The 26587-nt window shown below is 34.3% G+C and carries 32 protein-coding genes; all 32 read right to left on the reverse strand.

The window, feature by feature from the left end; translation table 11 throughout:
• Positions 1 to 64: 64 nt before the first annotated feature.
• Positions 65 to 382: a dihydroneopterin aldolase gene (locus CHLWT_RS07720; protein WP_112000247.1), complete on the reverse strand. Its 318-nt coding sequence runs from the start codon at positions 380 to 382 to the stop codon at positions 65 to 67.
• Positions 379 to 996 carry a glycerol-3-phosphate 1-O-acyltransferase PlsY gene (gene plsY, locus CHLWT_RS07725; protein ID WP_112000248.1) on the reverse strand — a complete coding sequence of 206 codons (618 nt, stop codon included), beginning with the start codon at positions 994 to 996 and terminating at the stop codon, positions 379 to 381. Before plsY ends, CHLWT_RS07720 begins: the two co-directional genes overlap by 4 nt.
• A gap of 21 nt (positions 997 to 1017) precedes the next feature.
• Positions 1018 to 2148, reverse strand: a complete 1131-nt coding sequence (locus CHLWT_RS07730) for a PilZ domain-containing protein (protein ID WP_111948017.1) — start codon at positions 2146 to 2148, stop codon at positions 1018 to 1020.
• Between the two features lie 61 nt (positions 2149 to 2209).
• A complete protein-coding gene (locus tag CHLWT_RS07735) occupies positions 2210 to 3196 on the reverse strand; it encodes a beta-ketoacyl-ACP synthase III (protein ID WP_112000249.1) in 987 nt (328 codons plus the stop codon).
• 14 nt (positions 3197 to 3210) lie between these two features.
• Positions 3211 to 4200 (reverse strand): phosphate acyltransferase PlsX, encoded by a 990-nt coding sequence (gene plsX / locus CHLWT_RS07740; protein WP_111971172.1) that lies wholly within the window; start codon positions 4198 to 4200, stop codon positions 3211 to 3213.
• 8 nt (positions 4201 to 4208) lie between these two features.
• Positions 4209 to 4355 (reverse strand): 50S ribosomal protein L32, encoded by a 147-nt coding sequence (gene rpmF, locus CHLWT_RS07745; RefSeq protein WP_002848290.1) that lies wholly within the window; start codon positions 4353 to 4355, stop codon positions 4209 to 4211.
• Position 4356: 1 nt separating this feature from the next.
• Positions 4357 to 4722 (reverse strand): hypothetical protein, encoded by a 366-nt coding sequence (locus CHLWT_RS07750; protein WP_063997678.1) that lies wholly within the window; start codon positions 4720 to 4722, stop codon positions 4357 to 4359.
• A 16-nt stretch (positions 4723 to 4738) separates the two neighbouring features.
• The gene (ndk, locus tag CHLWT_RS07755) at positions 4739 to 5152 is read right to left on the reverse strand and encodes a nucleoside-diphosphate kinase (RefSeq protein ID WP_063997677.1); all 414 of its coding nucleotides are present in this window, start codon (positions 5150 to 5152) and stop codon (positions 4739 to 4741) included.
• Between the two features lie 102 nt (positions 5153 to 5254).
• Positions 5255 to 5539, reverse strand: coding sequence for a DUF362 domain-containing protein (locus CHLWT_RS07760; protein ID WP_063997676.1), 285 nt, complete (start codon positions 5537 to 5539; stop codon positions 5255 to 5257).
• A gap of 74 nt (positions 5540 to 5613) precedes the next feature.
• On the reverse strand, positions 5614 to 6330 hold the full coding sequence (gene motB / locus CHLWT_RS07765; RefSeq protein ID WP_063997675.1) for a flagellar motor protein MotB: 717 nt from the start codon (positions 6328 to 6330) through the stop codon (positions 5614 to 5616).
• 8 nt (positions 6331 to 6338) lie between these two features.
• The gene (gene motA / locus CHLWT_RS07770; RefSeq protein ID WP_111948015.1) at positions 6339 to 7109 is read right to left on the reverse strand and encodes a flagellar motor stator protein MotA; all 771 of its coding nucleotides are present in this window, start codon (positions 7107 to 7109) and stop codon (positions 6339 to 6341) included.
• 91 nt (positions 7110 to 7200) lie between these two features.
• On the reverse strand, positions 7201 to 9828 hold the full coding sequence (gene polA / locus CHLWT_RS07775; protein ID WP_151062147.1) for a DNA polymerase I: 2628 nt from the start codon (positions 9826 to 9828) through the stop codon (positions 7201 to 7203).
• Positions 9825 to 10136 carry a hypothetical protein gene (locus tag CHLWT_RS07780; RefSeq protein WP_112000829.1) on the reverse strand — a complete coding sequence of 104 codons (312 nt, stop codon included), beginning with the start codon at positions 10134 to 10136 and terminating at the stop codon, positions 9825 to 9827. Before CHLWT_RS07780 ends, polA begins: the two co-directional genes overlap by 4 nt.
• An 11-nt stretch (positions 10137 to 10147) precedes the next feature.
• Entirely contained in the window at positions 10148 to 10801 is a 654-nt protein-coding gene (locus tag CHLWT_RS07785; protein WP_112000828.1) for a 16S rRNA (uracil(1498)-N(3))-methyltransferase, read from the reverse strand.
• Positions 10798 to 11205: a hypothetical protein gene (locus tag CHLWT_RS07790; RefSeq protein ID WP_111968907.1), complete on the reverse strand. Its 408-nt coding sequence runs from the start codon at positions 11203 to 11205 to the stop codon at positions 10798 to 10800. Before CHLWT_RS07790 ends, CHLWT_RS07785 begins: the two co-directional genes overlap by 4 nt.
• A gap of 3 nt (positions 11206 to 11208) precedes the next feature.
• Positions 11209 to 11385 carry a hypothetical protein gene (locus CHLWT_RS07795; protein WP_244948771.1) on the reverse strand — a complete coding sequence of 59 codons (177 nt, stop codon included), beginning with the start codon at positions 11383 to 11385 and terminating at the stop codon, positions 11209 to 11211.
• Complete coding sequence (locus CHLWT_RS07800; protein WP_063997669.1) at positions 11385 to 11966, reverse strand: 6-pyruvoyl trahydropterin synthase family protein; 582 nt, start codon at positions 11964 to 11966, stop codon at positions 11385 to 11387. Before CHLWT_RS07800 ends, CHLWT_RS07795 begins: the two co-directional genes overlap by 1 nt.
• 429 nt (positions 11967 to 12395) lie before the next feature.
• Positions 12396 to 13469 (reverse strand): flagellar biosynthesis protein FlhB, encoded by a 1074-nt coding sequence (flhB, locus tag CHLWT_RS07805; protein WP_112000767.1) that lies wholly within the window; start codon positions 13467 to 13469, stop codon positions 12396 to 12398.
• A 2-nt stretch (positions 13470 to 13471) separates the two neighbouring features.
• The gene (locus tag CHLWT_RS07810; RefSeq protein WP_112000768.1) at positions 13472 to 14098 is read right to left on the reverse strand and encodes an NAD(P)H-dependent oxidoreductase; all 627 of its coding nucleotides are present in this window, start codon (positions 14096 to 14098) and stop codon (positions 13472 to 13474) included.
• Between the two features lie 10 nt (positions 14099 to 14108).
• Complete coding sequence (selD, locus tag CHLWT_RS07815; protein ID WP_112000769.1) at positions 14109 to 15140, reverse strand: selenide, water dikinase SelD; 1032 nt, start codon at positions 15138 to 15140, stop codon at positions 14109 to 14111.
• Positions 15121 to 15717, reverse strand: a complete 597-nt coding sequence (gene yedF, locus CHLWT_RS07820) for a sulfurtransferase-like selenium metabolism protein YedF (protein WP_112000770.1) — start codon at positions 15715 to 15717, stop codon at positions 15121 to 15123. The genes selD and yedF overlap by 20 nt, the downstream gene beginning before the upstream one ends.
• 78 nt (positions 15718 to 15795) lie before the next feature.
• Positions 15796 to 16929, reverse strand: a complete 1134-nt coding sequence (nspC, locus tag CHLWT_RS07825) for a carboxynorspermidine decarboxylase (RefSeq protein WP_112000771.1) — start codon at positions 16927 to 16929, stop codon at positions 15796 to 15798.
• A 93-nt stretch (positions 16930 to 17022) separates the two neighbouring features.
• Entirely contained in the window at positions 17023 to 17583 is a 561-nt protein-coding gene (gene pth, locus CHLWT_RS07830) for an aminoacyl-tRNA hydrolase (protein ID WP_063997665.1), read from the reverse strand.
• Positions 17583 to 18119, reverse strand: a complete 537-nt coding sequence (locus CHLWT_RS07835; protein ID WP_112000772.1) for a 50S ribosomal protein L25/general stress protein Ctc — start codon at positions 18117 to 18119, stop codon at positions 17583 to 17585. Before CHLWT_RS07835 ends, pth begins: the two co-directional genes overlap by 1 nt.
• A 60-nt stretch (positions 18120 to 18179) precedes the next feature.
• Positions 18180 to 19370: a type IV pilus twitching motility protein PilT gene (locus CHLWT_RS07840; RefSeq protein ID WP_063997664.1), complete on the reverse strand. Its 1191-nt coding sequence runs from the start codon at positions 19368 to 19370 to the stop codon at positions 18180 to 18182.
• Positions 19371 to 19376: 6 nt separating this feature from the next.
• Positions 19377 to 20375 carry a transaldolase gene (locus CHLWT_RS07845; RefSeq protein ID WP_112000773.1) on the reverse strand — a complete coding sequence of 333 codons (999 nt, stop codon included), beginning with the start codon at positions 20373 to 20375 and terminating at the stop codon, positions 19377 to 19379.
• Positions 20376 to 20382: 7 nt separating this feature from the next.
• Positions 20383 to 21006, reverse strand: coding sequence for a phosphoserine phosphatase SerB (gene serB / locus CHLWT_RS07850; RefSeq protein ID WP_063997662.1), 624 nt, complete (start codon positions 21004 to 21006; stop codon positions 20383 to 20385).
• An 8-nt stretch (positions 21007 to 21014) separates the two neighbouring features.
• Complete coding sequence (locus tag CHLWT_RS07855; protein WP_063997661.1) at positions 21015 to 21512, reverse strand: chemotaxis protein CheW; 498 nt, start codon at positions 21510 to 21512, stop codon at positions 21015 to 21017.
• 10 nt (positions 21513 to 21522) lie between these two features.
• Positions 21523 to 23886 (reverse strand): hybrid sensor histidine kinase/response regulator, encoded by a 2364-nt coding sequence (locus CHLWT_RS07860; protein WP_112000156.1) that lies wholly within the window; start codon positions 23884 to 23886, stop codon positions 21523 to 21525.
• Positions 23887 to 23889: 3 nt separating this feature from the next.
• Complete coding sequence (locus CHLWT_RS07865) at positions 23890 to 24852, reverse strand: chemotaxis protein (protein ID WP_063997659.1); 963 nt, start codon at positions 24850 to 24852, stop codon at positions 23890 to 23892.
• Positions 24845 to 25567 (reverse strand): UDP-2,3-diacylglucosamine diphosphatase, encoded by a 723-nt coding sequence (locus tag CHLWT_RS07870; protein WP_063997658.1) that lies wholly within the window; start codon positions 25565 to 25567, stop codon positions 24845 to 24847. Before CHLWT_RS07870 ends, CHLWT_RS07865 begins: the two co-directional genes overlap by 8 nt.
• Complete coding sequence (gene argC, locus CHLWT_RS07875) at positions 25564 to 26580, reverse strand: N-acetyl-gamma-glutamyl-phosphate reductase (RefSeq protein WP_112000155.1); 1017 nt, start codon at positions 26578 to 26580, stop codon at positions 25564 to 25566. The genes CHLWT_RS07870 and argC overlap by 4 nt, the downstream gene beginning before the upstream one ends.
• Positions 26581 to 26587: the final 7 nt, after the last annotated feature.

The following is a 26587-nucleotide window of genomic DNA, read 5'->3' on the forward strand; positions in this document are numbered from 1 at the left end:
ATACAAATTTTAGTCGTGATTCTACCATAAATTAAGTAATATTTCAAGTTATTTTAAAGTAAATTTAATAATACTTCTCTATCTGAGCCCCAACTCTAGCATTTGGTATAATATCTATTTTTGAAATTTTCATATAAAAATATCTTAAAGTAGGAAATATTTTTTTAAATTTTTTTCTAAAATGTTTCAATGCTTTTTCAACAGTTTCAAATTTCATCTCGTTAAACTCAGCAACTAAATACTCACAAACCAAAGCATAATCAACAAATTCTTTAGCTCTAAATTTAGCATCAACGACGATATATTGTGGCGTTATCCGCTCAAAATCCAAAAGCCCAATTATGGTTTTAAATTTAAGTTCCTCAATAAAAATAGTCGTCAAATCACTCTCTTTTCATCGCCTAAAATCAGCCTCTTGATGTTTGGTATGTGCTTATAAAATACGATAAACGCTATGATAAACACAGGAGCATGAGTATTGATAACAGGCATATCATAATCAAAAATAAATGAAGTTATCACTAGAGCAAGCAGGGCAAATAAAGAAGCCAAACTTGATATTTTCAAGACCTTTGCGACCAAAAACCAAACCACAAAAGCACAAATGATCTCAATAGGTAAAAAATATGCAAGCACTCCAGCGCCTGTTGCTATGCCTTTCCCACCTTCAAATTTAAGATATGGTGAAAAGCAATGCCCCACCACGCTAAGAACGCCCATAGTCCATAAAGTCTGCTCACTAAGATCAAAAGCAAATTTAGCTACTAAAATCGGAACAATGCCTTTTAGAGCATCGAATATTACCGTGGATAGCGCTACTTTTTTTGCTAATTTCGGATCTTTTTCTTTAAGAACTCTTAAAACATTTGTCGCTCCGATACTGCGGCTACCTTCTTTTGCTATATTTGTCTTACCATAGATCATACCAAAAATTAGGCCAAACGGAATTGCACCTATCAGATAAGCGAGCAGATAAGCGATTATATTTTCATTCATTTTTATCCTTTTTTATTTTTGCTACGCATAAAGCTTTACTTTATTATTTAGCTCTTCTAACGTCTCAATTTCCCTTTGTTTTGCAAACTCTATTATATCTTGTTTTACGGCTTGCTCTTTTATTATCTCACAGCAATATCTCATAGAACCTTGATAATTAAGCGCTATCACAAGACAGACTTCAAGACAAACTTTTATCTTTTTGCCATCTTTTGGCATAGTCAGTTCAAACTCCGCTAATAGATCATCTCCGCTACTAAATTTACCATTTTCCAAACTAACAACACCGATACCGCCTTGGGAAATATCATAAAGTTTTCCATTTATGGTAGTGCCATTTTTATTTTTAAGCGTTACGCGAGTAAGGGTATTTGGATGAACTCTTGGGTATCTTCTTTGGTTGGCAAGCATATTTTCTATATGTACGAAATTGCCTAACAAAACAGTGTTATTACTTAAATTTATACTCAAGATATCGGCTTTTGTATTTCGTAAAAGTCCGTCTTTCTTGACTATATAAGCACTCCCTTCTTCTTTCATAGCCACTATTTGCATCAAATTTACTTCACATAAAACGTTATTTTCGTCTATTTCTACTATCCTACCGCTACATTTTATAGGAACGCCGTTGTATAAATTTAAAAAATCAATACTCTCATTGAGTGCTTTTACACGTTTAAACTGATCTATACTGCTAGAAAAAAACATTGAATTTGAATCTGCATTGAAATTTATAATCTTTTTTTTGTCGTTTTCGTCTTCGTCTAAGATTTTAGCTTGTATAAATAATTTTCTAAAAGCTTCAATCGCATTTTGTAGATAAATGATATAGTCTATAGCTTTAGCCATATTTTTTACGGCTAAACTAAAACGTTTTAGCAAGAAAAAGAAAGAATTTAAAATGATATATTTAGTATAATTTTTATCATCATTAAAAAGTTTATAAACGTCTTTTAAAATCGAATCATTGTCTAATTTTTGACTAGATAAAGAGTCAAATATCAGAGAAAAAGTCTCTTCTAGATCATAATGATCTACATATATATCACCTTGTTTTACCAAATTTGTGACGTATTTAAGATAATCATCTTTGAGATCTTGTAAGACATCTATACAATCCATAATAAGTATCTCTCTACCAGCGTAGTCCAAGAAAATCCTTTATAAATAAGAAGAGATTATATCACAGTAATGTAAATCTGAGTCGATAAATCTATCTACCGCCAAATTTTATAAGTGCCGAACCCCAGGTAAATCCACCGCCAAAGGCGTCAAGAAGTATCAAACTTCCGTTTTTTAGGCGACCTTGCTCATAAGCGTCATTCATAGCCATAGGTATAGAAGCTGAGCTTGTGTTGCCGTAGTTTGCTACTGTCACGACACACTGCTCATCGGTGAAATTTAATCTCTGTTTTACTGCTTCTATAATCCTAAAATTTGCTTGATGAGGGATAAAAAGATCTATTTTATCACTGGTTATCGAGTTTTTTTCTAAAATACCTTCAACGTCCTTAGTCAAGGTTTGAACAGCTATTTTAAAAACTTCATTTCCAGCCATCTGAAGATAATTTAGTCTATTTTCGATAGTCTCTTTACTAGCTGGATGAGCTATAGCACAACCAGGAGTTATAAGAAGATCGCCCTTAGAACCATCACTTGATGTATGGACATCTATAATATAATTATCTTTTGCTTCGCTGATTATAGCAGCTCCCGCTCCATCTCCAAAAAGTACGCAGGTGCTTCTATCTTGCCAATCGATTATAGTGCTTAATTTTTCAGCACCTATTATAAGAACATTTTTTTTAGCACCACTTTTTACAAGCGAATTTGCAAGCTCTAAAAGATAGATAAAACCAGTACAAGCAGCACTTATATCAAACGCCGTTATATCATACAATCCAAGTTTGTTTGCCACTTTACAAGCAGTCGATGGCATACAAAAATAATCAGGAGTTATAGTGGCACAGATGATAGCATCTATATCGCTTTTATCGATATCTGCCCTATCTATAGCAACCAAAGCGGCTTTGTAAGCTAGATCGCTAGTAAGCTCGTCTTTTGCTATATGTCTTGTCTTTATACCGGTACGTTTTACAATCCAATCGTCGCTAGTTTCAACTATTTTTTCAAGGTCTGCATTTGTCAAAATATGTGGCGGAACATAGGCTCCTACTGAAATCATCGATGCTTTTTTCATATATTACCTAAAGTTTATCTCGCAAAATGTGATAATTCATCTTCAATAGTCTTATTTATATCAGACCCGGCAAATTTTAATGCTTGAAAAATAGCATTTTTAACTGCCTTTGGACTACTTTTTCCATGGCTTATTATAACACACTCTTTAACACCAAGAAGCGGTGCTCCGCCATACTCATCGTAGTCAATCTGTGTTTTTAAATTTTTAAATATACCTTTCATCAAAACTGCACCTAGCATCGCAAAAGGTGATTTTTTAACATTTTCTTTAATAATTTTTTTGATGGCGCTAGCCACGCCTTCACTTGTCTTAAGCAAGATATTACCAACAAAACCATCACATATTATCACATCCACGCTACCATCAAAAATTTGATGCCCTTCAACGTTTCCAACAAAACTATCAAGCTTAGACATCATCAAGAACGCATCTTTTGTTACTTCGTTGCCTTTACAGTCTTCTTCACCGTTGCTAAGCAGTCCAACTTTTGGATTTTGGATTTTCATAATTTGTTTTGAGTATGCTTCGCCCATGACAGCAAACTGAAATAGATGTTCAGCTTTGCAATCTACATTGGCTCCGACATCTAAAACGAGAGTTTTTTTACCTATGCTTGTTGGCATAAGAGTAGCTATCGCCGGTCTTGTAACATTTTTTAGCCTACCTATTCTTAGAGTAGCTAAACTCATAGTAGCACCGCTATGACCGGCTGAAACTACTGCTTTACATTCGCCATTTTTTACTAATTCTATAGCTTTAAATATACTACTGTCTTTTCTTTTTAAAGCATCAGTAGCACTTTCTTCCATAGAAAATACTTCGGCTGATTCTACAAAAGTTATAAATTTTTTGTAATTATCTGGTATAAGGGGCTTGATCTTTTGGATATCACCGACTAAAACAGCATGAAACTCCTTTGTTTTTAGAGCATCTATCACGCCATTTACGATAGGATCTGGACCAAAATCCCCTCCCATAGCGTCTATTGCTATACTAATCATAGTATTTATCAATATTCGCCGGTTGTTTTATTTATACGATGTGGCATCTTCCAACTACCGTCTTTATCTTTTACAGGCATAGGAAGAGTTACTTTATAATGAGTTCTACGTTTTGCTGCACGTGTATGACTCACTCTACGTTTAGGTACTGCCATTTTATTCTCCTTCTAAAATTTTACATTCATCACAGTAAAAATAGTCGCTTTTGTAAGCTTCTATTTCACCTTTAAAAATTTCATCGATGTCAATCTCGCCATCATAAAATTCAATAGTATCACTAAGTACGTTATCTAAATCTTTATAAATACCGTTACTTAAATTTACAATTATATCTTCATCTAAATTTAAAATCAGATCTTTGCCACATCTATCACAATAGTGGTTTAATCTGCCAAAAATCTTTGCTTTACACTCTACCATTTGCGGGTTATTTTTTCTAAAATTCCCAGTAAATTTAATATCTTCATATATAACTTCAAATGGATATAGTGAAGTAGTTATTTTATCAAATGGTATTTTCAATGTTTATTCTTAAAATTTAGCAAATTTCTCTTTTTGCGAAGAAAAACGCTATCTCTATAGCTGCATTTTCCAAGCTATCACTTCCATGAACTGCATTTGCATCTATGCTTTCTGCAAAGTCTGCTCTTATAGTGCCTTTAGCAGCCTCTTTTGGATTTGTAGCTCCCATAAGCTCACGATTTTTTGCAACCGCATTAACACCTTCTAATACCATAACAACAACAGGTCCGCTAGTCATAAACTCAACTAATTCTCCATAAAATGGTCTAGCAGCATGAACTTCATAAAATTTTTTTGCATCTTCTGTGCTAAGTTGAACTTTTTTTGCAGCCGCAATTCTTAATCCGTTGCTTTCAAATCTATCGATTATTTTACCGATAACACCCTTTTTTACGGCATCAGGTTTGATTATAGATAAAGTTTGTTCCATTAAATCTCCTTTTAATGATGGTTGAAATTTTTTACAGAACGATGATTATATCAGATATTAACTTAAAAAAATAATAAAGCCACTTAAATGTGGCTCTATTATTTATGCGATAACTGGAGTTTGTGAATTTCGTAAGCTCGCGTCTATATCGCTTCTGCTTGGCTGACCAGTTACTACTTCGCTCCAAACGATACAACCATCAGTTGGACAGGCATCAGCACAAGCTGGAGTATCATTGTGACCTACGCACTCTACGCATTTATCTGCATAAACATAGTATGCATCCTCACCTGTTGGGTTATCGCTATCATCAACTATAGCGCTCACTGGACACTCGTCAATGCAAGATCCACAACTTATACATATATCTGTAATTTTTACTGCCATAAATATCTCCTGAATTTAGATTTGGTTTATAAGATTATCAAAATTTGACTAAAATATGACTTAATATACTATTTTTATTTGATTTCACTGATAATGTCAAGCACGGACATTTGGACTTTTTTATCTTTTATATCCACTCTAAAATAAATTTTAGCTAGTTTAAGATCTGAATTTTTTATTTTTACACTATCACCAAATGATGAATATCTAAGTCTTTTTGGATCTATACCATTGCTTATAAGCATTTTTAAAACATTATATGCTCTATCAGACCCTAATTTATAATCATCTAGTTTGTTATCGTAGTCATTAGCAAATCCTCTAATCTCTACAGATACTGACTCTGGCATTTTATTTATTATCATAGAGATTATCTTTATGAAATTTATCATATCAGGATTATAAATTTCAGCACTTTTATCATCAAATTTAACACCTGTAGGAAGATCTATAGCTACTTGATTTTCTGCTTGATCTAAAGAAATTTTATATCTTTCGTTATTTGTATTTTGCTGCTCTGCTGTATTGTCGCTATTTTGTATAGCGATACCTGGACCATCAAACTGTTTTTCATTTTTTGAGTTTTTAGAACTATCTTTTACAGCCTTAGTGTCTGGAAAATCAAATATCTTTATAATTTCAGTTTTTAGAGCTTCAACTTTTGCGGTATTTACGGCTGATATCGCGTAAAGCGCGATAAAAAGAGCAAGAAGAAGTGAAAGAAAGTCCGCATACGGAACAGCCCATTTTTCACCAGCTGGACACTCAGGACATTTCTTTTTTTTAGCCATTTGTTTTCCTAATTAAACTGTGAAACTCTAGGTTCGTTTTTATCTAAAAAGTTAAATAGCTTAGCTTCCAAGCTTCTTGGATTTGCGCCCTCAGCTATACCGACTAAAGCTTCTATTATCATAGTTTTTTCTTTTATTATATCTTTTGCATTTCCAAGTATTTTTTGCCCCCACGGCCCAAAAAAAGCGTAAGACCCCATAATTCCAGTAACGGTTGCTGTAAATGCTCCTGCGATACCTGCTGCCATAGCTGCTGGATCATCTAGTAGTTGAAGGGCGAGCATCAGACCCATAACGGCTCCTACTAGCCCAAATGTAGGGCAACTTTCGCCGGTTTTTATCCAAAAGTGTCCGCACTCATGATAATACTCTTCGGTTGTTTCTATGGCAAGCTCAAGATTTTCTTTTACCTCATCTATAGGCTGACCATCAACTAGCATACTAAGTCCGGCTTTTAAAAACTCGTCATCTATCTGAGCTGCTTTTTGCTCTAATGAGAGAATTCCATTCTTACGAGCTAGAGTACTATACTCTACCATTTCTGATATACGCTTTGACATATCAACGCCTGAGCCTTTAAATGCGACTTTGAGCTCCTTAAATGCTGCCTTTACATACTTTTTATTTGTAGCTGTTACAGCAGAAAACATCGCCGTCGGAATAACGATCAAAACCGAACTTATATGTATAACATGAAGTGGGTTTCCACCCTCTAATATATCGCCCACAGATATACTAGTAATGGCTAGAACCATACCTAATAGAGTTGATAAATCCATAAAATCCCCGATTGTTAAAATAGCTAATTATCGCATAAATAAGCAAAAAATTAACTTAATTTTAGCTTTAATACAGATAATTGTTTTAAATTTACTTTAAATCACCCCAGTTTTTAGCTATAGCCCAGTTCGCTATCAAAGGCACTTTTAGACTTACGGCGTTTTGCATAAGCTCTTTTACTTCAGATGCAAAATGCTCTGCTTTTTCATCACGCACTTCAAAGATCAGCTCATCGTGAATTTGCAAAAGCAGTCTTGCATCATCATTAAGCAGATCTTGAACTCTAAGCATCGCTATTTTTATGATATCAGCTGCGCTACCTTGAAACTTCGTATTTACTGCTTCTCTTTCGAACATTGCAGATTGCATAGGCGATGCATTTGAAAAATCAAACAGGCGTTTTCTACCTAGTAAAGTTTCGATAAAACCATTGTTTCTAGCTGATATTTTTAAGCTTTCTAAAAAATCTTTTATCGTTGAAAAAGCTTTAAAATATAGTTCGATATACTCTTTTGCACTTTTTTTATCGATCCCAAGCTCACCACTTAGTTTATTTGCTCCCATTCCGTAAATCAAACCGAAATTTATCGATTTTGCTATGGCTCTATTTTTAGGATTACTCTGTCCAAATATACTTATAGCCGTTCTTGCGTGGATATCCTCACCGCTGAAAAACGCATTAAGCAAAGCTGGATCTTCACTAAAATGTGCTAGCAACCTAAGCTCTATCTGTGAATAATCAAGAGAGATGAAACTATACCCCTTTTTAGCTTCAAAAACAGATCTCATATCCTTAGCAAGGCTTCCTCTAGCAGGTATATTTTGCAAATTCGGATTTTTACTAGAAAGCCTTCCGGTTGCTGTTCCTGTATGTATAAAATTCGTATAAACTCTATGATCTTCATCTTTTATAGCTAAATTTAAAAGAGGTTCGCAATACGTACTTTGAAGTTTATAAAGCTCCCTATAAACTAGTAATTTTTCTATGACGGGGTGAGTTTGCCTAAGCTCTAAAAGCACACTTTCATCGGTGCTATATCCCGTCTTTGTCTTCTTTTTAGTAGGAAGATTTAGATGTTCAAACAAGATAACGCCAAGCTGTTTAGTGGAGTTGATATTAAACTTTTCTCCGCAAAGCTCATAAATTTCAGAGGTTAAAGCTCTTAGCCGCTCATCGTTTTGTGCTATCAAATTTCTAAGCTTAAATGTATTTATACCGATGCCATTACTCTCCATATCAAGCAAAACACGGATAAATTTAAACTCTATCTCATCTGCGATCTTTATTAAATTCTTATCCATAGTATTCATAAAAGTGCGGTAAAATCTAAGAGTTATCCATGCATCTTCACTAGCGTATTTTAGTGCGTCTTCTAAATTTACACTCGCAAATGTTTCACCTTTTTTTACGATACTTTCAAATTTAATAGTATCGTAATCATAAAGTTTTTTTGCCAAACTATCCATACCTACGCTACTTTGCGGATCATTTAACCAAGCTAGTATCATCGTGTCTGCGTAATGTTTTGGCGGATTTAATCCAAAATTATTTTTGATGATTCTAAAATCATATTTTAAATTTTGCCCAACTACAAAACCTTTGTAAATTTGACTTATAGCCCATTTTGCACTACTCATTGAAATTTGCTTTGGAACACCTAAATAACTATGATTTAAAGGCACATAATAGCTTTTTTCTAGGTTAAAACAAAAGCTAAATCCGACTATTTTTGCAGTTTTTGCATCTATACTTGTGGTTTCAGTATCAAAGCTTATTAGCGTATCTTCATCTATGCTTTGCAAAATTCGCTCAAGCTCGTTTTCGTCATTTAAAAGCGTAGGTTCAAAACTCATCTCTTTTACTTCATTTGATGATTTTAATGACGCCAAAAGTCTATTTAAAGAGTAGTCTTTTAAGGTCTGTGTAACTTTCATGAGTGGATTTTCTTTTGGAAATACAGCCTCATCTAAACTAGGCGTAGCAAGCCCGTCATATAAAGTAGCCAACCGCTTTGACACAAAGGCGCTATCTTTGCTCTCATATAGCATATTTTTAATGCGTTCATTTCTGACTTGTGATAGATTATCATATAAATTCTCTATGTTTTCAAATTCATCAAGTAGCTTTTTAGCGCCTTTTTCACCTATGCCTTTAACGCCTGGTATATTATCGGCGCTGTCGCCACAAAGCGCTAAGAAATCTCTAACTTGCTCTGGATAAACACCATATTTTTCATAGCAACCATCTCTGTCATAAAGCTCTTTTTTTGCAGGAGAAAAAATGCTAACCCGGTCATCTATTAGCTGATACAGATCTTTATCGTGAGTTACGACTCTAAACTGAATATCTTTGCCTTTGTTGTTTTTGATAAAACTTGCGATGATATCATCTGCCTCATAGCCTTCTACTCTTAGGCTACAAAGCCCCATTTGTTCTATCATTTCTATGCAAACTAGAAGTTGAGCTTTAAGATCCTCAGGCGGACTTACGCGATTTGCTTTATAGTTTGGATCTATCTCATTTCTAAATGTTTTACCGCCACTATCAAGAGCAAAAACTATATAATCGCTTGGGAAGTCTTGTTTGAGATTGTAAATAAAATTTGCAAAACCATGCACCATACCACTTGGCTTACCATCGCTACTTTTTAGTCCGCTCATCGCGTAATAAAGCCTAAAGAAAAATCCAAATGTATCTATAATAGTAACTGTTTTCAACGTTTTCTCCTAAATTTATCACAAATCTTACAAAATCTAGCCGCTCGTTTTGCCATATTTTTAAATCCATAAAGAAGCACCAAACCTACGTAAGAACCAAAAAAATCTTCAAAGAAATATATAAAGCTCTTTTGTACTCCAAAATACGGCTCCTTAATCAATAATCCACAAGATAAAAGAAACGCAAAAAACAAAAATAGCCACTTTTTGTATCTATTTATATCCCAAAAAAATCCTATGATAAATCCAGGCAGTAAGCACAAGATCGCATGCATAATGCAAACTAAAAGCAATAAAACTATAGCCATATCATTCTCTTTTATAAAAGCATTTTAGCAGCTACGCTTATGATAGCGGTGTTTGATCTAAGGATATTTGGCGAGTTTAAAGCGTAACTTTTTGTAAATTTAGTTCGTTCAGCATCGCTAAATCCACCCTCACTTCCTACAAAAAGTATCTCATTTTTAGAAGCCATATCTAAATTTACTCCACCAAAATCCACCAAACTCACATTTTTATAAGCATTTAAAAGCTCACTTACACTAGCAAAAATTTCAAATTTGATTATAGAATTTCTACCGCATTGCTCAGACGATCCTATCAAAATACGCTCAAATCTATCAAAATCAAGCCTTATATTTTTTTGTGAAAAATCAGTATAAACAAAAAGTATTTTTCTAACGCCTATTTCATTTAGGCTAGGCAAAGTTTTTTCTATCACGCTTGGCTGGACTACAGCCCACGCTAAGGTAAGGTCGCTTTCGTAACTTTTAGCAAGACTTTTAAAAACTAGCTCACAGACCGCTTTTCTACTAAATTCTTTTATTTCATAAAGATAGCTATAGCCGTCTTTTAAATTTCTTATATCTAAACGCTCACCTACGCTAACACGCCTAGCTTTTAGGTGATTGAAATTATCGCCTTTTATCTCTAAGAAGTCATTTCCGGCATTTTCATCGTATAAAAATCTCAAAATAAAACTCCGATCAAAGTGGCAAAAACTACAAGAGCTATCTCGCAAACTATTTTTACTAGCATAAATTTTTTAAATTTATTAAATTCTTTAGTGACTTTGACTCTTTTTAATCTTTTAAATCCTATAGCCCCAAGCGGGATCAAAGCAATCTGGCAAAATATCATAACCCAAACAGAAATTCCTACACTAAAATGCGTAATAGCCAAATTTAAAATGCCGGTAAAAAACACAAAAGCCATAAAAAGATAGTAAGTCGGTAAAAAATACATAAGCCTTTTTATATAAGCAAATTTAGCCGTGTCGCCTACAAAAACGAGTATAATATGAAGTATTAGTAGCCCAAAAAGCACCTTTATAAAAAGTAGGTGTAAATTTAGACTCATTTCATAAACTTCACTCATAACTCACTCCGCTACTGGCGATGGCGGAAAATCTTTATCTATAGCGATGTTTGCATCGCTTTTTGCGATAGGCACATCAGGTGGGGGCGTAGTTTGATTTATATCTATAGATATAGGTTGTTTTTCGTCATTAGAACAGCTTGCTAAAAATAGAGCTAAAAATAGCAATAAAACTTTCACTAACACTCCTTTGGATTGGTAAATTTAATACCATTTTTTAAATTTTCATAAAAGTCTTGTTTGTCCCATTCTTCTTTGATACCGTCGCTAAAAATGATATCTTCTAAGTTTATCTTACCCATATTTGGATTATAAGCATCTTCTCTAAAACACTGCGCGTAGCCAGTCGCTGTTTCATGCACAATGATGCTATGAAGCTTTACGCCCTTTTCTCCATTTATCATATTAGTAAGCTCTAAAAGTCTGTCAATGAGAACAAAAAATACCCTACTAAACTGCTCAGCACTTGGATTTAAAGGTAGTTCTATCCAGCGACGCGAATGCCTTTTTATATCGTTTTTATACTCAATGTCATCTTTTGCATAAAGCGTAGTACTGTGATCAAAACTATCAATTATGGTTTTGATGCCTTGTTTCATAAGTCCAAAATCATAAACCATTTCAGCGTTATCAAGGTAGTTTGAGCTTAGCAATACTTCACATTTATAACTATGCCCGTGGATACTTTCCTTGCATCTTTTCGAGCTACAAAATCTAACTATATGAGCATTTTCATAATCATACATTTTTCTAATAATCATAAATTTCCTACGTAGTTTTGAGTTATTTTATCTAATATTTATTAAATTTAAGTCAATCTTATAATTTTTTGATACAAGAAATCAAATGCTATTATTATTAAAAAAGATAAGGCATAGATATTGCTGATTTTTGATTGATGATATGTGATTTTGAAATATTAAAATTAATTTTCTATTTTTAAGGCAAAGAAAACTCGGCAATTTTAATAATCCTTGCTCATTCTATGCTTACTTGATGGGAAGTATCTGACCAGTAAAAAAACATGGCTATAGAATGCTAAGGCTAGTGGGAGCGTCCTATGGGAATAGTATTTATGATATAGACAAGATTTTACTTGATACACAATACCCAAATCCCGCCATAAAGCCACAGTCGTTTTCATAAAAATCCTTAAAAACTAGCAAATAGAATTTGCGATGCTAACATAATTATTTTAATTTATTGGCAAATTTAGCTTTATTTCCCATATAAACAAAGCTTAGCACTTCGGCTACTGCTTGAAATAAATTTACTGGTATCATAGAATCCACATCACAAACCTTGTAAAGCTCCCTTGCAAGAGGTGGATTTTCCACTATTTGAATTCCATTTTCAGCCGCTATTTTTCTTATACGAAGCGCTAAATGATCTACGCCTTTAGCCAAAACTACAGGAGCTTTTTCCTTTTTCTTATCATAGCGAAGTGCTACTGCGTAGTGAGTAGGATTTGTGATAACGACATCAGCAGTAGGAATATTTTGCATCATCCTTTTACGCGCGGCTTGCATTTGAAGCTGTCTTATACGCCCCTTTACTCTTGGATCTCCTTCCATCTGCTTAAACTCATCTTTAACTTCTTGTTTGCTCATTCTAAGCCCTTTAAAATACTGAAAACGAACTATAAAAATATCTGCGATAGCTATGATCAAAAACAAAAGTAGCATAACTCCAGCTAAGATGAGCATTTTCTCTTTTAACCAAAATAGCTGGTTAAACATAGGAAAAAATATTGTATGAGGAAGCTCTTTTACAAATTGCAAGAAAAAGTAAAATGCCACTCCAAAAACGGCACTTACTTTTAGTATGATTTTGATAGAATCAACAAGTTTTTTAAGTGAAAATAAATTTGCTAAACCTTTTATAGGATTTATCTTACCAAAATTTGGCATCAAAGGCTCAGTTGTAAATAAAAATCCAAATTGCATTACATTTGAAAGAATTCCTGCTATCATGATAGAAACGGCAACTGGAAGTATGATGAGTATGACTTGAAGCATAGTATGGATAACTATTTTAAAAAATAGCTCTTTGGTAAGCTCTATACCAATCAAATTTTGATAATAAATATAAAGCTTGATAAGTCTCTCACCCATAAACGATAGCAAAAGCACAAGTGCGATTATACCGACTAAAAGCGTCACAAAACCGCTTGCGTCTTGCGATTTTGGGACATTACCTTTTTGTCTAGCGTCTTCTATCTTTTTACTGGTGGGCTCTTCTGTTTTTTCTTGATCGTCTGCCACGGCTATCTATAACTTACTATATCTTTTATATCGCGTCTGTATTTTTGGCTTATGGCATTTTTTCTATATCCAAAAGTAAGCACTAAAGCAACTCTTTTTTGTTTTGTATCTATACCTAAAACACCTTCTAGCTGATCACGCACAAAACCTTCAATAGGACAACTATCTATTCCTAAAAAAGCGGCTTGCATCATCATATTTTGCGCAGCCAAATAACACTGCGCCCTAGCCCAACCAAAAAGTTCTTTGTCGCTAGTGCCCTCGTTGTCTTTAAGCATATTTGCATATTTTTGTAAGTATGCTTTTTGTTCGTCTTCACTTTTATCTTTTCTACTACAGATTATGGATTTAGCATAGTCTGAACTAGCTCTTAGATCATCTATTTTAGCATATATTACTACAACTTTTGAGGCAGTAGTTATCTGAGCTTGGTTCCAGCATGCCTTCTTCAAATCTTGCAAAAGCTCTTTATCTTCAACTACTTCAAATTCCAACGGCTGCATACCCATAGAAGAAGGGGCTAGTCTGCCAGCCTCTAAAATATCATCAAAATCTGCACTGTTTATTTTTTTATTTTCATCAAAAACTTTACACGCATGACGAAAGTTTAAGGCTTCTTTGAAATTCATCTTAATCCTTTTAAATTAAATTTATTTTATGCTCTTTTTCTTTTGTTACCACGCCTATTATCTCAGCTTTTTCATAACCGGCATTTTTTAAATTCGTTAGTGCTCTATAAGCATCTTTTTGGGCTATACTTAAAATTAATCCGCCACTAGTTTGTGCGTCGCAAAGCAAGATATCTGGGCTTATTTGGCAAAATTTGGATATAAATTTAGCATTTTTGTAGCTACCTTCTGGTATAAGTCCAAGATCTGCGTATTTTCTTGCACTATTTAAGATAGGAACTAAATTTTGATATATATCAAAGCAAATATCATCTCTTAACATCTCGCTTAAATGCCCTAAAAAACCAAATCCAGTAACATCAGTAGCAGCATTTACCTTTATATCTTCTAATGCTTTAAGTGCATAAAAATTAAGCTGCGCCATTACATTTACTACTTCATAAGTCTCATCTATGCTTAAAAATCCACCTTTTAAAGCCGTGCTTAAGACACCACTTCCAAGAGGTTTGGTAAGTATCAGCAAATCACCTAATTTAGCCGTATTGTTCGCCCAAAAATCATTTGGATTTACGATGCCAGTTACGCTTAGGCCGTAAATATTTTCTACTGTTTCTATGCTATGTCCGCCGACTAAAACAGCGCCGCATTCGCTTATTTTATTTTTGCCTCCAAGCATAATCTCTTTTAAAATATCTCCGCTAAAATGACAACTATCAAAACCCACTATATTCATAGCCGTTATCGCTTTTGCACCCATAGCAAAGATATCGCTGAGCGAGTTTGCAGCTGCTATTTGTCCATATAAAAATGGATCATCGACCACCGGGGTAATAAAATCCAAAGTCTGAACGATAGCCGTATTAGCATCAAGCTTAAATACTCCTGCATCTTCATTGCTAGTTAGCGATGAAATGAGTCTAGGATCGCACCCGATTATGTCGCCGATACTCTGTGTTAGACCCAACGGGTCTAGTTTGGCTGCACAACCTGATGCTTTTATAAATTTAGTAAGATTTTTATTATTATAAACTAACTGTTTCATTTTCTAAAAGTATATTCATTATCTCAAAAGCATTGCTCATACTTCCTACTCCTAGTCTATCTACAAGCCCCATAGCTTCTAAACAACTACCACAACTCAAGATCTTGACGCCTAAGCTCTCTAACTCTTTTAAAGCGGCATAGCTAGGATGAGATCTACTAGTAGTCATCAAAACTGCTTCATTTACGCATACTATATACGCCGGTCTTTTACTAGCCTCTAAAGAATGAATAGAGCCTAAAAACTTAGCTAAAAGTCCTCTTCCAATAGGATCGCTTCCGACTTTATCTTCTTTTAAAAATAAAACTTTATCTTTAAATTTGATATCACAATTATAGTTTTGAACATTTTGGTCTATCAGCTCGTGAGTTTTTTTAAGAATAAGAGTATGATCGCCATCTTTTGAACTAACGCTAAACTCAAATTTATTTGTACTTAAAAATTTTTTAACATTTGTAAATGAAGCTTCACTATTTAGTAAAATCTCCAAATCATCGCCTATATTTAAATTCTCTATGCTATCTTTTGTCCTGATGATCGGCTCTGGACAATCTAAATTTCTACAATCTATTTTCACTATTTCTCCTTAAATTTTGTATATTCAAACCTTGAATCAATTATAACAAATTTTTATATCAATAACGATTAATAAAAATTAATTTCTCCTAGCGTACTCTTCATAGCCAAACTCACGCACGGTCTTTATCTCTCCATCTTTACATATCATAACTAAATTTGGAAGTTTTACGCCATTAAACGTACTATTTTTGACTATGGTGTAGTGAATTTGATCTTCAAAAATAACCCTATCGCCAACTTTGATCTCATTATCAAATTTAAAAATAGGATCGCCAGCAGCTGCTCCTATGACATCTCCTGCAAGACAAGTAGCGCCACCAAAACGATAAGCAAATTTACCATTACTGCTCTCACCACGCATTTTTGGGCGGTAAGGCATAAGAATGGTATCTGGCATATGACACTCAGCAGAAGCATCTATGATGCAAGTTTTTTCTTTGTTTTCTACGATATCAAGCACACTTGAGATCAAAAATCCGCACTGCCAACCTACTGCTTCGCCTGGTTCTATGAAAACCTCTACGCCATATTTTTTTCTAAATTTTTTTATAAGTTCTATGAGTAAATTTATATCGTATCCGCTTTTTGTAATGTGATGTCCGCCACCAAAATTTACCCATTTCATTTTTGGTATAAGATTTCCAAACTGTTCTTCAAATTTACATAAAACAAGCTCTAAACTTTTAGCACTCTCTTCACAAAGTGCATGGAAATGAAGTCCGTCGATACCATCTATATTTGCCTCATTAAAATTTGCTTTTGTTATACCAAGCCTTGAAAACTTAGCACAAGGATTATACATATCAACAGGGCTTGATGAGACTTCAGGGTTTATTCTTAGTCCTATACTTTTGCCACTTTTTATAGCTTTTACTTTAAATTTATCCCACTGCGAAAAACTGTTAAACACCACGTGATTAGATATACTTAAAATCTCATCTATATCATCATCGCTAAATGCTGGTGAGTAGGTATGTATCTCTTTAAATCCGTGGAATTTAGCGTATTTTGCCTCATGCAAACCGCTACAAGTCGCACCGCCAAGATACTTTGCGACCAACTCCATACCCCCGCTAAATGCAAAACCCTTTAAAGCACAAAGCACCTTTGCTCCGCTTTTTGTAGAAATATCTTTTAAAATTTGTAAATTTTTTTCAAGTTTAGCCTCTTCGCAGACATAAGCTGGAGTTTTTATCTCATCAAATTTCATATGCTCTCTTTTTTATTTTTGAAAGATTATACTAAAAAATATCTGAAATTTTGTAATGTTTTTGCGATAATAAATTTACAATATTAGTCTATTTTACAGACCAAAGTCAGCAGGTTTTCTTGTAAAATCAGAAGAAATTTGTTTGATATCATTTGTCTGTATGAGCCTTAAAACAGCCTCTTTGCAGTGAGCTAAGATCTCTTTTAGTGCTACTTTTTCTTCTTGAGCAAACTCACCTAAAACATAGCTGATAACTTCGCCTTTTGTGCGTCCTATACCTATGCGAACCCTATCATAATCATTTCCTATAAGACTATCTATAGATTTTATACCGTTGTGTCCGCCACTACTTCCACCATTTTTAAATCTTACACTTCCAAAAGGAATATCAAGATCATCGTGAATAACTATTATATGATCAGGTTTATAAAAATCGTTGATAGATTTGACACAAAGTCCGCTAGAATTCATAAAAGTAGTCGGTTTTGCAATGAGTTGTGAGCCTTTTTTAAAAAGCTCACCTTTGAATTTCGCAGAGCTAACATCGCTAAATCCGCCATCAAAAAGTAGCAGATCGGCTAACATAAAACCTACGTTATGGCGAGTATTTTCATACTCTTTACCTATATTTCCAAGCCCTACTACTAGAGTCATTATTTTGCTTTGATGACGCCTACTACAGCAACACGTCCAGCCTCAACTATACTAACGCCCTCAGGAACTTTAATATCACGAACAAGGATTGTGTTATCAACATCAAGCGGACTTACATCTATATCAAAACTATTTGGTAAATTTTTACCAGTACATTTAACAGTTAAACGTTTTTTAGATTGCAATAAAACGCCTTTATTTTTAAGACCGACTGGAGTTCCAAATACCTTAACAGGCACCATATATTTTGATACTTCATCATCAAGCACGACTTTTAGATCTACGTGTTTTAAAGCACTTGTTACTGGATGTTTTTGATAATCAACAACCACGACATTATAAGTTTTGCCACCAACATTTATAGGGAATTTCAAATCGCTTTTGCTTTTTACAGCTTTGATAAAATCATTTACTTTGAATGTAGCATTGATATTTTCAATACCTTTTGCGTAAATGTTAGCGATTAGATAACCATCTTTCCTAAGAGCTTTTGTACTTCTCTTATCTATACTCTCTCTAACGATACCTTCTAACATCGTATTTCCTTTTAAAATAAAATAGTCGTGGATTATATCTAAATTTAGTTAAATTTAGACTTAGTCTATAGGTTTTAGAGGTATGATATCATCTATCTCACAGCTTTTTGGCTCATCTTTGTCGCCCAAAGCTCTGTTAAGATCGGCATTTTTTAGCCTTAGTTCTAGATCATTTGAATTTGAAGCATTTTCTAATGCTTCTTTTTTGTCTATGATGCCTTTTTTATAAAGTTCTAGCAGATGAGCTTCAAATGTTTGCATGCCACTATTTCCACCAGACTCATTTATAGCATCATAAATTTCGTCGTCTCTTCCTTCTAAGATCATATTTGAAATTCTAGGACTTGAAAGCATAATCTCAAGTGCTGCTATCCTACCTTTGCCATCTAAAGTTTTGCAAAGTCTTTGACTGATTATGCCTTTTAAAACAGAAGCTAGTGAGAGCTTTATACGATTTTGTTCTTTTCCAGGAAACATTGCAACTATTCTATTTATAGTATCTTTTGCATCTACGGTGTGAAGAGTAGAAAGTACAAGGTGTCCTGTCTCAGCTGCGTGCATAGCTGTTTCTATGGTCTCAAGATCACGCATTTCACCGACTAAAATAATATCTGGATCTTCTCTCAAAGCACTTCTAAGAGCGTCAGCAAAATTTACCGTATCTTGCCCTACACTTCTTTGATTTATAATACAATTTTCATCTCTATAAACAAATTCAATAGGATCTTCTATCGTTATGATATGTGCTTTTCTATGCTTATTTATGTAGTTTATCATACTTGCTAAAGTCGTAGATTTTCCACTTCCAGTAGGTCCAGTAACTAGCACGATACCTCTATATACTTTTTTGCATATATCTTCAACAGCACTTGGAAGTTTAAGCTCTTCAAACGAAGGCAGATTTACCGGAATAGTTCTAAAAACAGCACTTACACCTTCCATTTGAAAAAAGATATTTACCCTAAACCTATAATCTTTATTTAATTTATAGGTAAAATCCACGCTCTTTTTTTCTACTAATTCACCAAACCTGCCACGAAGTAGTTCCTTAGCAAGAGTGAGTGCTTCTGAAGGATCTAAAACCCTTTCATTTTCTACTGGGATTATCTCGCCTTTGACTCTTTTTCTTATAACCCCACCAGCTTTTATATGAAGATCACTTCCTTTGGTATTTATGAGTTCTAAAAGATACTCATCTAGCTCTGCTTTTAGTTTAAAATCAAGCTCATTTATGTTTATATCATAATTCATAATGTTTTATCTTAGGTTTTTAAGTATCTCTTCAAAAGCATCGCAAAACGCTTTTAATCCATCATCAAGCAATGTTTTACAAATATCATCATAATCTATACCCGCATTTTTTGCATCTGCAAAGAATTTATCCAAAACACTATCTTCTAAAATCTCTTTTGGAGTGTGATCTGCTTTTATAAACGCTTTGATAGTATCAAGCGGAGCTGTGTTTATCGAATTTGGGTATAAAAGCTCTTTTATATAATAATCGCTTTCTAACTCGTTTCCTTTTACTCCAGTACTAGCAAATAAAGCTCTGACATTGCTAAGTCCTGCGTTTTGTATCATTTTATAAGCTTTTGCAGCATTATAAATACCATATTTTGACGTCTCTAAATTTGCCTCTTTTAGCTTGCTATCAAGCAATCTATCAAAACGGCTTACAAATATGCTTATAACGCCTTTTGGTAAAGGTGCTCCGGGAAATCTTTTAGAGTAAGCTTTGCTTCCTTGTTTAAAGGCTTCTAGGCATTCATTTACAGCAGATGTATTAAATATAAGAGTAGCATTTACGCTTATACCTTTTTTCATAAGCTCACTCATAGCCTCAAATCCAGCCTGAGTAGCAGGGACTTTTATCATCACGTTTGGCATTTTTATAGTGTTAAATAGCCTTTTTCCCTCTTTATAAGTTCCTTCGCTATCATCATATAAATTTGGATCAACTTCTAAACTCACAAAGCCATCATCGCCGTTTGCATAATTTTTAAGTAGCTTATTTGCAGCGTTTTTAATATCTGATGTAGCTAAAATTTCATAAAGCTCTTTTGGGCTTTTTCTCTTATAATCATTCTTCATCTCTTCATAAGCATTTGAAGAGCAAATAGCTGATTTAAAAATAGCAGGATTGCTTGTAGCTCCATTTATAGTAGAGTTTTGTATCAAATTTAAAAACTCGCCGTTTATAAAATCTCTTTCTAAAAAATCACACCAAAGTGAAAATTTAATATCTTTCATATGCATAAAACCTTTATAAAATTTGTCTGATTTCTCTTAGATCTTTTACATCTACTATGTGAGTTGCTGCTTTTTTAAGTATTTCGTTTGCGCAAAATGCTATACCAGTGCTTGCCTCTTTAAACATAGAAACGTCATTTGCTCCATCTCCTACGCAAGCCACTTCTTCGTCTTTTAAATTTAAAAACTGCTTTAAACGTGCTAACATTTTACCTTTTGAGTCACTAAACATCATCTCTCCGCCAACAGCTCCTGTAAGAATCCCGTTTTTGTGATGAAGTTCGTTTGCGAAGTTTATATCAAATCCAAGCTTAGCTTGTGCAACGTCAGTTGCGATATGAAAACCGCCACTAAATACAACCGTTTTTATATTTTTGGATTTTAGATAAGTTATGATCTCTTTTGCACCATTTATAAATGGTAAATTTGAAGCAATATGTGTAGCATCTTCAAGTTTTAAACCTTCTATAAATTTTACTCTTTTTACTAAACTTTCGTAAAAATCAAGCTCTCCAGCCATAGCTCTTTTTGTGATATCGCGAACTTCTTTATCTTTTCCAACTGCTTTTGAAAGGATGGTGATAGTCTCACCATCCATCAAAGTAGAATCAAAATCAAATACGCAAAGTTTGATCATCTAAAGCCTTAAAAATCACGTTTTAAAAGTGCTTCGACTTTTAATATAGTAAGGATATTATTGTCTCTTTTACCTATACCTTGGATCATTCCTTTATCTCTTGCTAAAGTCTCAGGTGGCTGATCTATGCGGTTTTTATTTATCCTAATAGCCTCTGTAAGCCTATCTATAACAAAGCCTGCAATATTATCATCATCTTTCATAACTATATAGCGTGTATTTGCAGTCATTTTTGTCGCTTCTAGATTAAATTTGATTCTCAAATCTATAAGTGGTATTACGCTACCTCTTAGATTAAACACGCCTAAAACATAGTCCGGAACACTAGGCACCCTAGTGTATTCTATAGGTTTTATTATCTCTTTTATATACAAAATAGGAATCGCAAATTCTTCCTCGCCAACTATAAAGCCAACAAGTTGCTCAACCTCTTCTTTATCTTTAGTAATAGGCTCTTCTATTTGTTGTCTCTGTTTTTGTAAAACTTCTTCTAATTTATCGCTCATTTTACTTTCCTTACATTAGCTTGATGTTTTTTCTAACAACATTTTCAAGGTATTCTGGAGAGTAAGGTTTTGTTATATACTCAGTCATACCAACTTCTACACCTCTTAAGCGATCGCTCTTACTGGTTCTACTAGTAACTGCTATGAGAGGTAAATTTCTATATTTAGAGTATTTTCTGATCTCTCCAGCTAGTGTATATCCGTCCATTCTTGGCATTTCTATATCTATTAATATAGCATCAAGTGCATGATCGCCTGATTTTACTAAATTTAACGCTTCAACGCCATTTGTCGCCTCTATAACCGTTATGCCTAGTGGTTCTAATGATTTTTGCATTATAGTTCTATCCATTTTCGAGTCATCGACTATAAGAACTTTATAATCACTAGGTTTTTCTTTCGTCGCAGCTTTAACAGTAGATTCTATGCTAGCTCTTATATCTATCTTGATCTCTTTTGCCATATCCATTATCATACCGACATCTACTATAAGCGTTACTTTTCCATCTCCTCTTATCGTACCGCCTGCTATTCCTCTGATATTTTGCAAATAATTTCCAAGCGATTTGATAACTATCTCTTCTTGACCTATCAAGTGATCAACGATGATGCCTAGCTTACTTTCAGCTACATTGATAACCACCACATAGGTTTGATCTCCACTTTCAAATACTTGCTTTACACCAAATAGATCGCTAAGTCTAACTAGGCTAAGCACCTCATCTCTAAGACGAAGAACGTTTTTACCTTCTATAGTATATATGTCTTCTACAGGTACTCTAACCGTCTCTTTGACACTTGCTAAAGGAATGGCATAAAACTCTTCTTGCGCACCTACTAGAAGCGATTGTATAATGGCTAGAGTTAGAGGTATTTTTAATTTGATTATAGTACCACGTCCTATCTCGCTATCTATATCTATGGTACCATTTAGCTTATCGATATTTGTTTTAACAACATCCATTCCTACGCCACGTCCGCTTACGTTTGTAACTTTTTTAGCCATAGAAAATCCAGGTTTAAACACTAGAGCATAAGCCTCTTTATCGCTCATAGCATCTGCTTCTCTCTCGGTAATAATACCACGCTCTACAGCTTTTGCTTTTAACGCTATAGGATCTATACCCTTACCATCATCAACTATTTCTATAACTATATGATTTCCCTCATTGTAAGCTTTTAGCTGGATAGTACCTTTTTCTGGTTTTCCTGCTTTAATCCTATCTTTAGGCTCCTCAACGCCGTGATCGCAAGAGTTTCTGATGATATGAACAAGCGGATCGCCTATCTCTTCAACAATAGACTTATCAAGCTCAGTCTCTTCACCGCTGATCTCTAGATCTATCTGCTTACCTAACTCACGGCTAAGGTCTCTTACCATTCTTGGGAATTTATTAAACACTTTAGCTATCGGAAGCATTCTTGTTTTCATAACAGCAAGCTGTATATCTGTGGTAACTAGACTTAAGCTTGAAACAACTTGATTTAACTCTTCAAGAAATTTCTCACCCTCATATCTCTCTTCTACATCATCATATATCTTAAGAAGTCTATTTTTACCTAAAACAAGCTCACCGATCAAATTCATAAGATTATCGAGTCTTTTTACCTCAACACGTATGGTCTGCTCCATAGCCGTGCCTCCGCTTTGAGCTACTTGATTAGCGGCCGGTTTTTCTTTAGATGACGGTGCTGGTTCAGGTTTTTTAGCTTCAGCAGGCTTTGCTTCTTGCTTTGGTTGTTCGTTTTTCTTATTTTCTTTTCTCGCTTTATCTTCGGCTTTTCTAACCTTTAAAAGTCTTTCTATCTCTGCTTCTACTTCTGCTTCGCTAAGATTATTTACATTTATATCCTCATCGTTAGATTCTTCTGATTCTTGCGGTGTGGCTTCTTCGTTTGCTTGTTCTTGGCTTTCTTCTTGCGGTGCGACTTCTTTGCTTGCTTGTTCTTGAGTGCTTTCTTCTTGCTTAGCAGGCATTTCATTGCCTTCGCTTATAGCAGTAAGCCTAGCGCAGATATCAGTGATATCTATACCAGCACTCGCATCACTACCATTGTCTCTGATGCTTTTTAATAGAGCTTTCATCATATCTACAGACTCAAGCACAACATCCATGATATCAGGAGTTATCTTTAAGTCTCCATGGCGTGCCTTATTTAAAACATCTTCCATGTGATGAGTAAGTTTTGTGAGTATATCAAAATTTAAAAAAGATGAACTTCCTTTAACAGTATGCGCAACACGAAATATACTATTTAAAAGCTCCAAATCTTCCGGATTCGCTTCAAGTTCTACTAGATCGTGATCAATCTGTTCAATAAGTTCAAACGCTTCAACTAAAAAGTCTTCGAGTATTTCTTGCATATCGTCCATAAATCACCTCTTATCCAAATATTTTTTATGAGCATCTATCACTTTTATGACCTCTTTGTAAAGCTGAGTAGCATTAAATTTAGTCAAGTATCCATCAGCTCCAGCCTCTTTTCCGTGCATTTCACTAAATTCATTGCTAAGAGACGAGTTGAAAATAATAGGAATATTTGAAAATCTATTATCTTCTTTTAGGCTAGCTGCAAAGTGAAAGCCATCCATTTGTGGCATCTCAATATCACTTATGATAACTCTTAGATTTTGATCTAAATCATCTTTATAAAGAGCGTAAAGATCATTTATCTTTTCTAACCCCTCTGCTCCGTCTTTTGCTTCAACAACCCTAAGCCCCATTTTCGTAAGAGCATCACCGACCAAACGTCTTGCAGTAAGACTATCATCTAACACCAAAGCTATACCGCTAAGTTGAGTCATCTCATCTACTTCCATTTCGATCTTTGGCTGATAAATTCCAAGTTCTTCAACTATGCTTTCTAAATCCAAGATCAAAAGAACTTCATCATTTTCTATCCTAGTTACGCCGGTTATCTTTGATTTATCAAGAGTACCATTTCCGACGCCGCCGCTAAAATTTGCCGGTTCAATATCTTTCCAGTTTATACGACGAATTCTTTTTGCTTCATGGACGATAAATCCTATAAATATATCGCTAAACTCAGCGATGATAACACGAGGTTTTAATATACTATCTTTTGGTTCGATTATATTCATCCATTTTGCTAAATTTATAACAGGGATAACCACACCGCGAAGGTCAAAAATACCTTCTATATAGTCTGGGACTCCCGGAAGTTCGGTAAGATTTGGCATTTTGATGATTTCTTTAACTTTGGCAACATTTACTCCGTAAATTCCTTCATAAACTCTATCTTTGCCTTGTTTAAATATACGAAAATCAACAAGTTCCATCTCATTCGAACCCGTTTTAAGAATATTATCATCAAACATTTGGGCTCCTTAAGATTTGAAATTTCATTTCATCTGTGTATTCTACTATAAAATACCTTTGCTCACACGCAAAACAAGGTAAATTTATATAAAATTTATCATCAAACTGCAAATTTACACCTTGATGATAGTGTCCTTCGATGATTTTTGGAGTTTGGTAGTTATAAATCTTAGCTCCAATAACAAACTCAAAATCAACTATTTTATAATCAAGTCGCTTTATAGCTTGAGCTGCTAAGATCAGCTTTGATATCTTAAATTTAAAAAATCTATCTATGAGATCCATTATCCATAAAAATGCTTTATTTCTCAAAAATCTAAGAGCCAAGCTCTCAAACGGCTTTAAAAAAATATCGCCGTGTGCTAAACTGACTTTTTGTCCAAATTTATCTGTAAAAATTTGAGGCTGAGCATAAATGTTAAACACTTCTATATTTGGGAAAATTTCAGCAAGATTATAATCATGATTTCCCTCGAAATAATAAATTTCCATCTCTTTACTGAGTTCGTTTAAAAGCTTAATTTGATCTTTAAAAAACTCTTTAGAATAAGTCGTATTTGAGAGATAATCAAACATATCTCCCATTATAAAAAGCTGTGGCGGCGTAGAGATGGCTTTATTTTTTAAAGATTTTAGAAAATTTAAAAAACCTTTTTTGTTTGCATTATCATGAGCATCGGCTATAAACAAAGCGCCGTCTAGAATTTCTCTCATATAGAGTCGCCGACTAAAGGAAGCCCCAAGCTTTCATCAAAACCAAACATCAAATTCGCATTTGCTAAGGCCTGAGATGAAGCGCCACGAAGAAGATTATCTATACTAGAATTTATCCAAATCTTGCCACCATTATTTATCGCAAAAATATCACAAAAATGTGTTCCGGCGACATCTTTGATACTAACAGGCTCACGCCTAATGCGTATAAATTTCTCATTTTTATAAAAATTTTCTAAAACGCTTATTAGGTCAATATCATTAAATTCAGGCTTTAAAATCCCATAGCTACTCACTAACATTCCACGAGTAAGCGGGATTAAATGTGGCACGAACATTACATCAATATTAGTATTATGAGCTAAATTTAGATGCTCTTTTATCTCATCGCTATGCCTGTGAGTAAGTGGCGAGTAGGCATTCATATTCTCATTTACGCTTACAAAATGGCTAGTTTGTTTTAGGCTCTTGCCCGCTCCGCTTAATCCGCTTTTTGCATCGATCATAACACCAAATTTAGGATCTAGCATATTGGCAAAAGGCAACAAACCCAAAAGCGAACAAGTAGGATAGCACCCTGGATTTGCTATTAAATTTGCGTTTTTAATCCTATCTCTATTTATCTCCACTAGCCCATAAACAGCGTCTTTTAGCCCATCTAAATCGATATGAGAGCAGTAATTTTTCTCATAATTTTCCTGGCTTACCCTATAATCAGCTGAGAGATCTACTATCTTTACGCCACTTTTTCTAAGTTTGCTAGCTAAACTCATAGCCTCTTTATGTGGCAAAGCCAAAAATACCAAATCGCATTTAGCTTTTATCTCATCAGCATTTGCCACCTCAATTGGCATATCGATCACGCCTTTTAAACTACTAAAGCTATCAGATAACTTCCCGCTACTACTAGCCCCAGCATAACAAAGCTCAAAATTTGGATGAGCCACCAGCATTTTAACTAACTCAAGCCCAGTATAACCACTAATTCCAACTATCCCTACATTTATTTTCATATTTAAC

This window comes from Campylobacter hyointestinalis subsp. lawsonii (genome assembly GCF_013372165.1).
Classification (GTDB): Bacteria; Campylobacterota; Campylobacteria; order Campylobacterales; family Campylobacteraceae; genus Campylobacter; species Campylobacter lawsonii.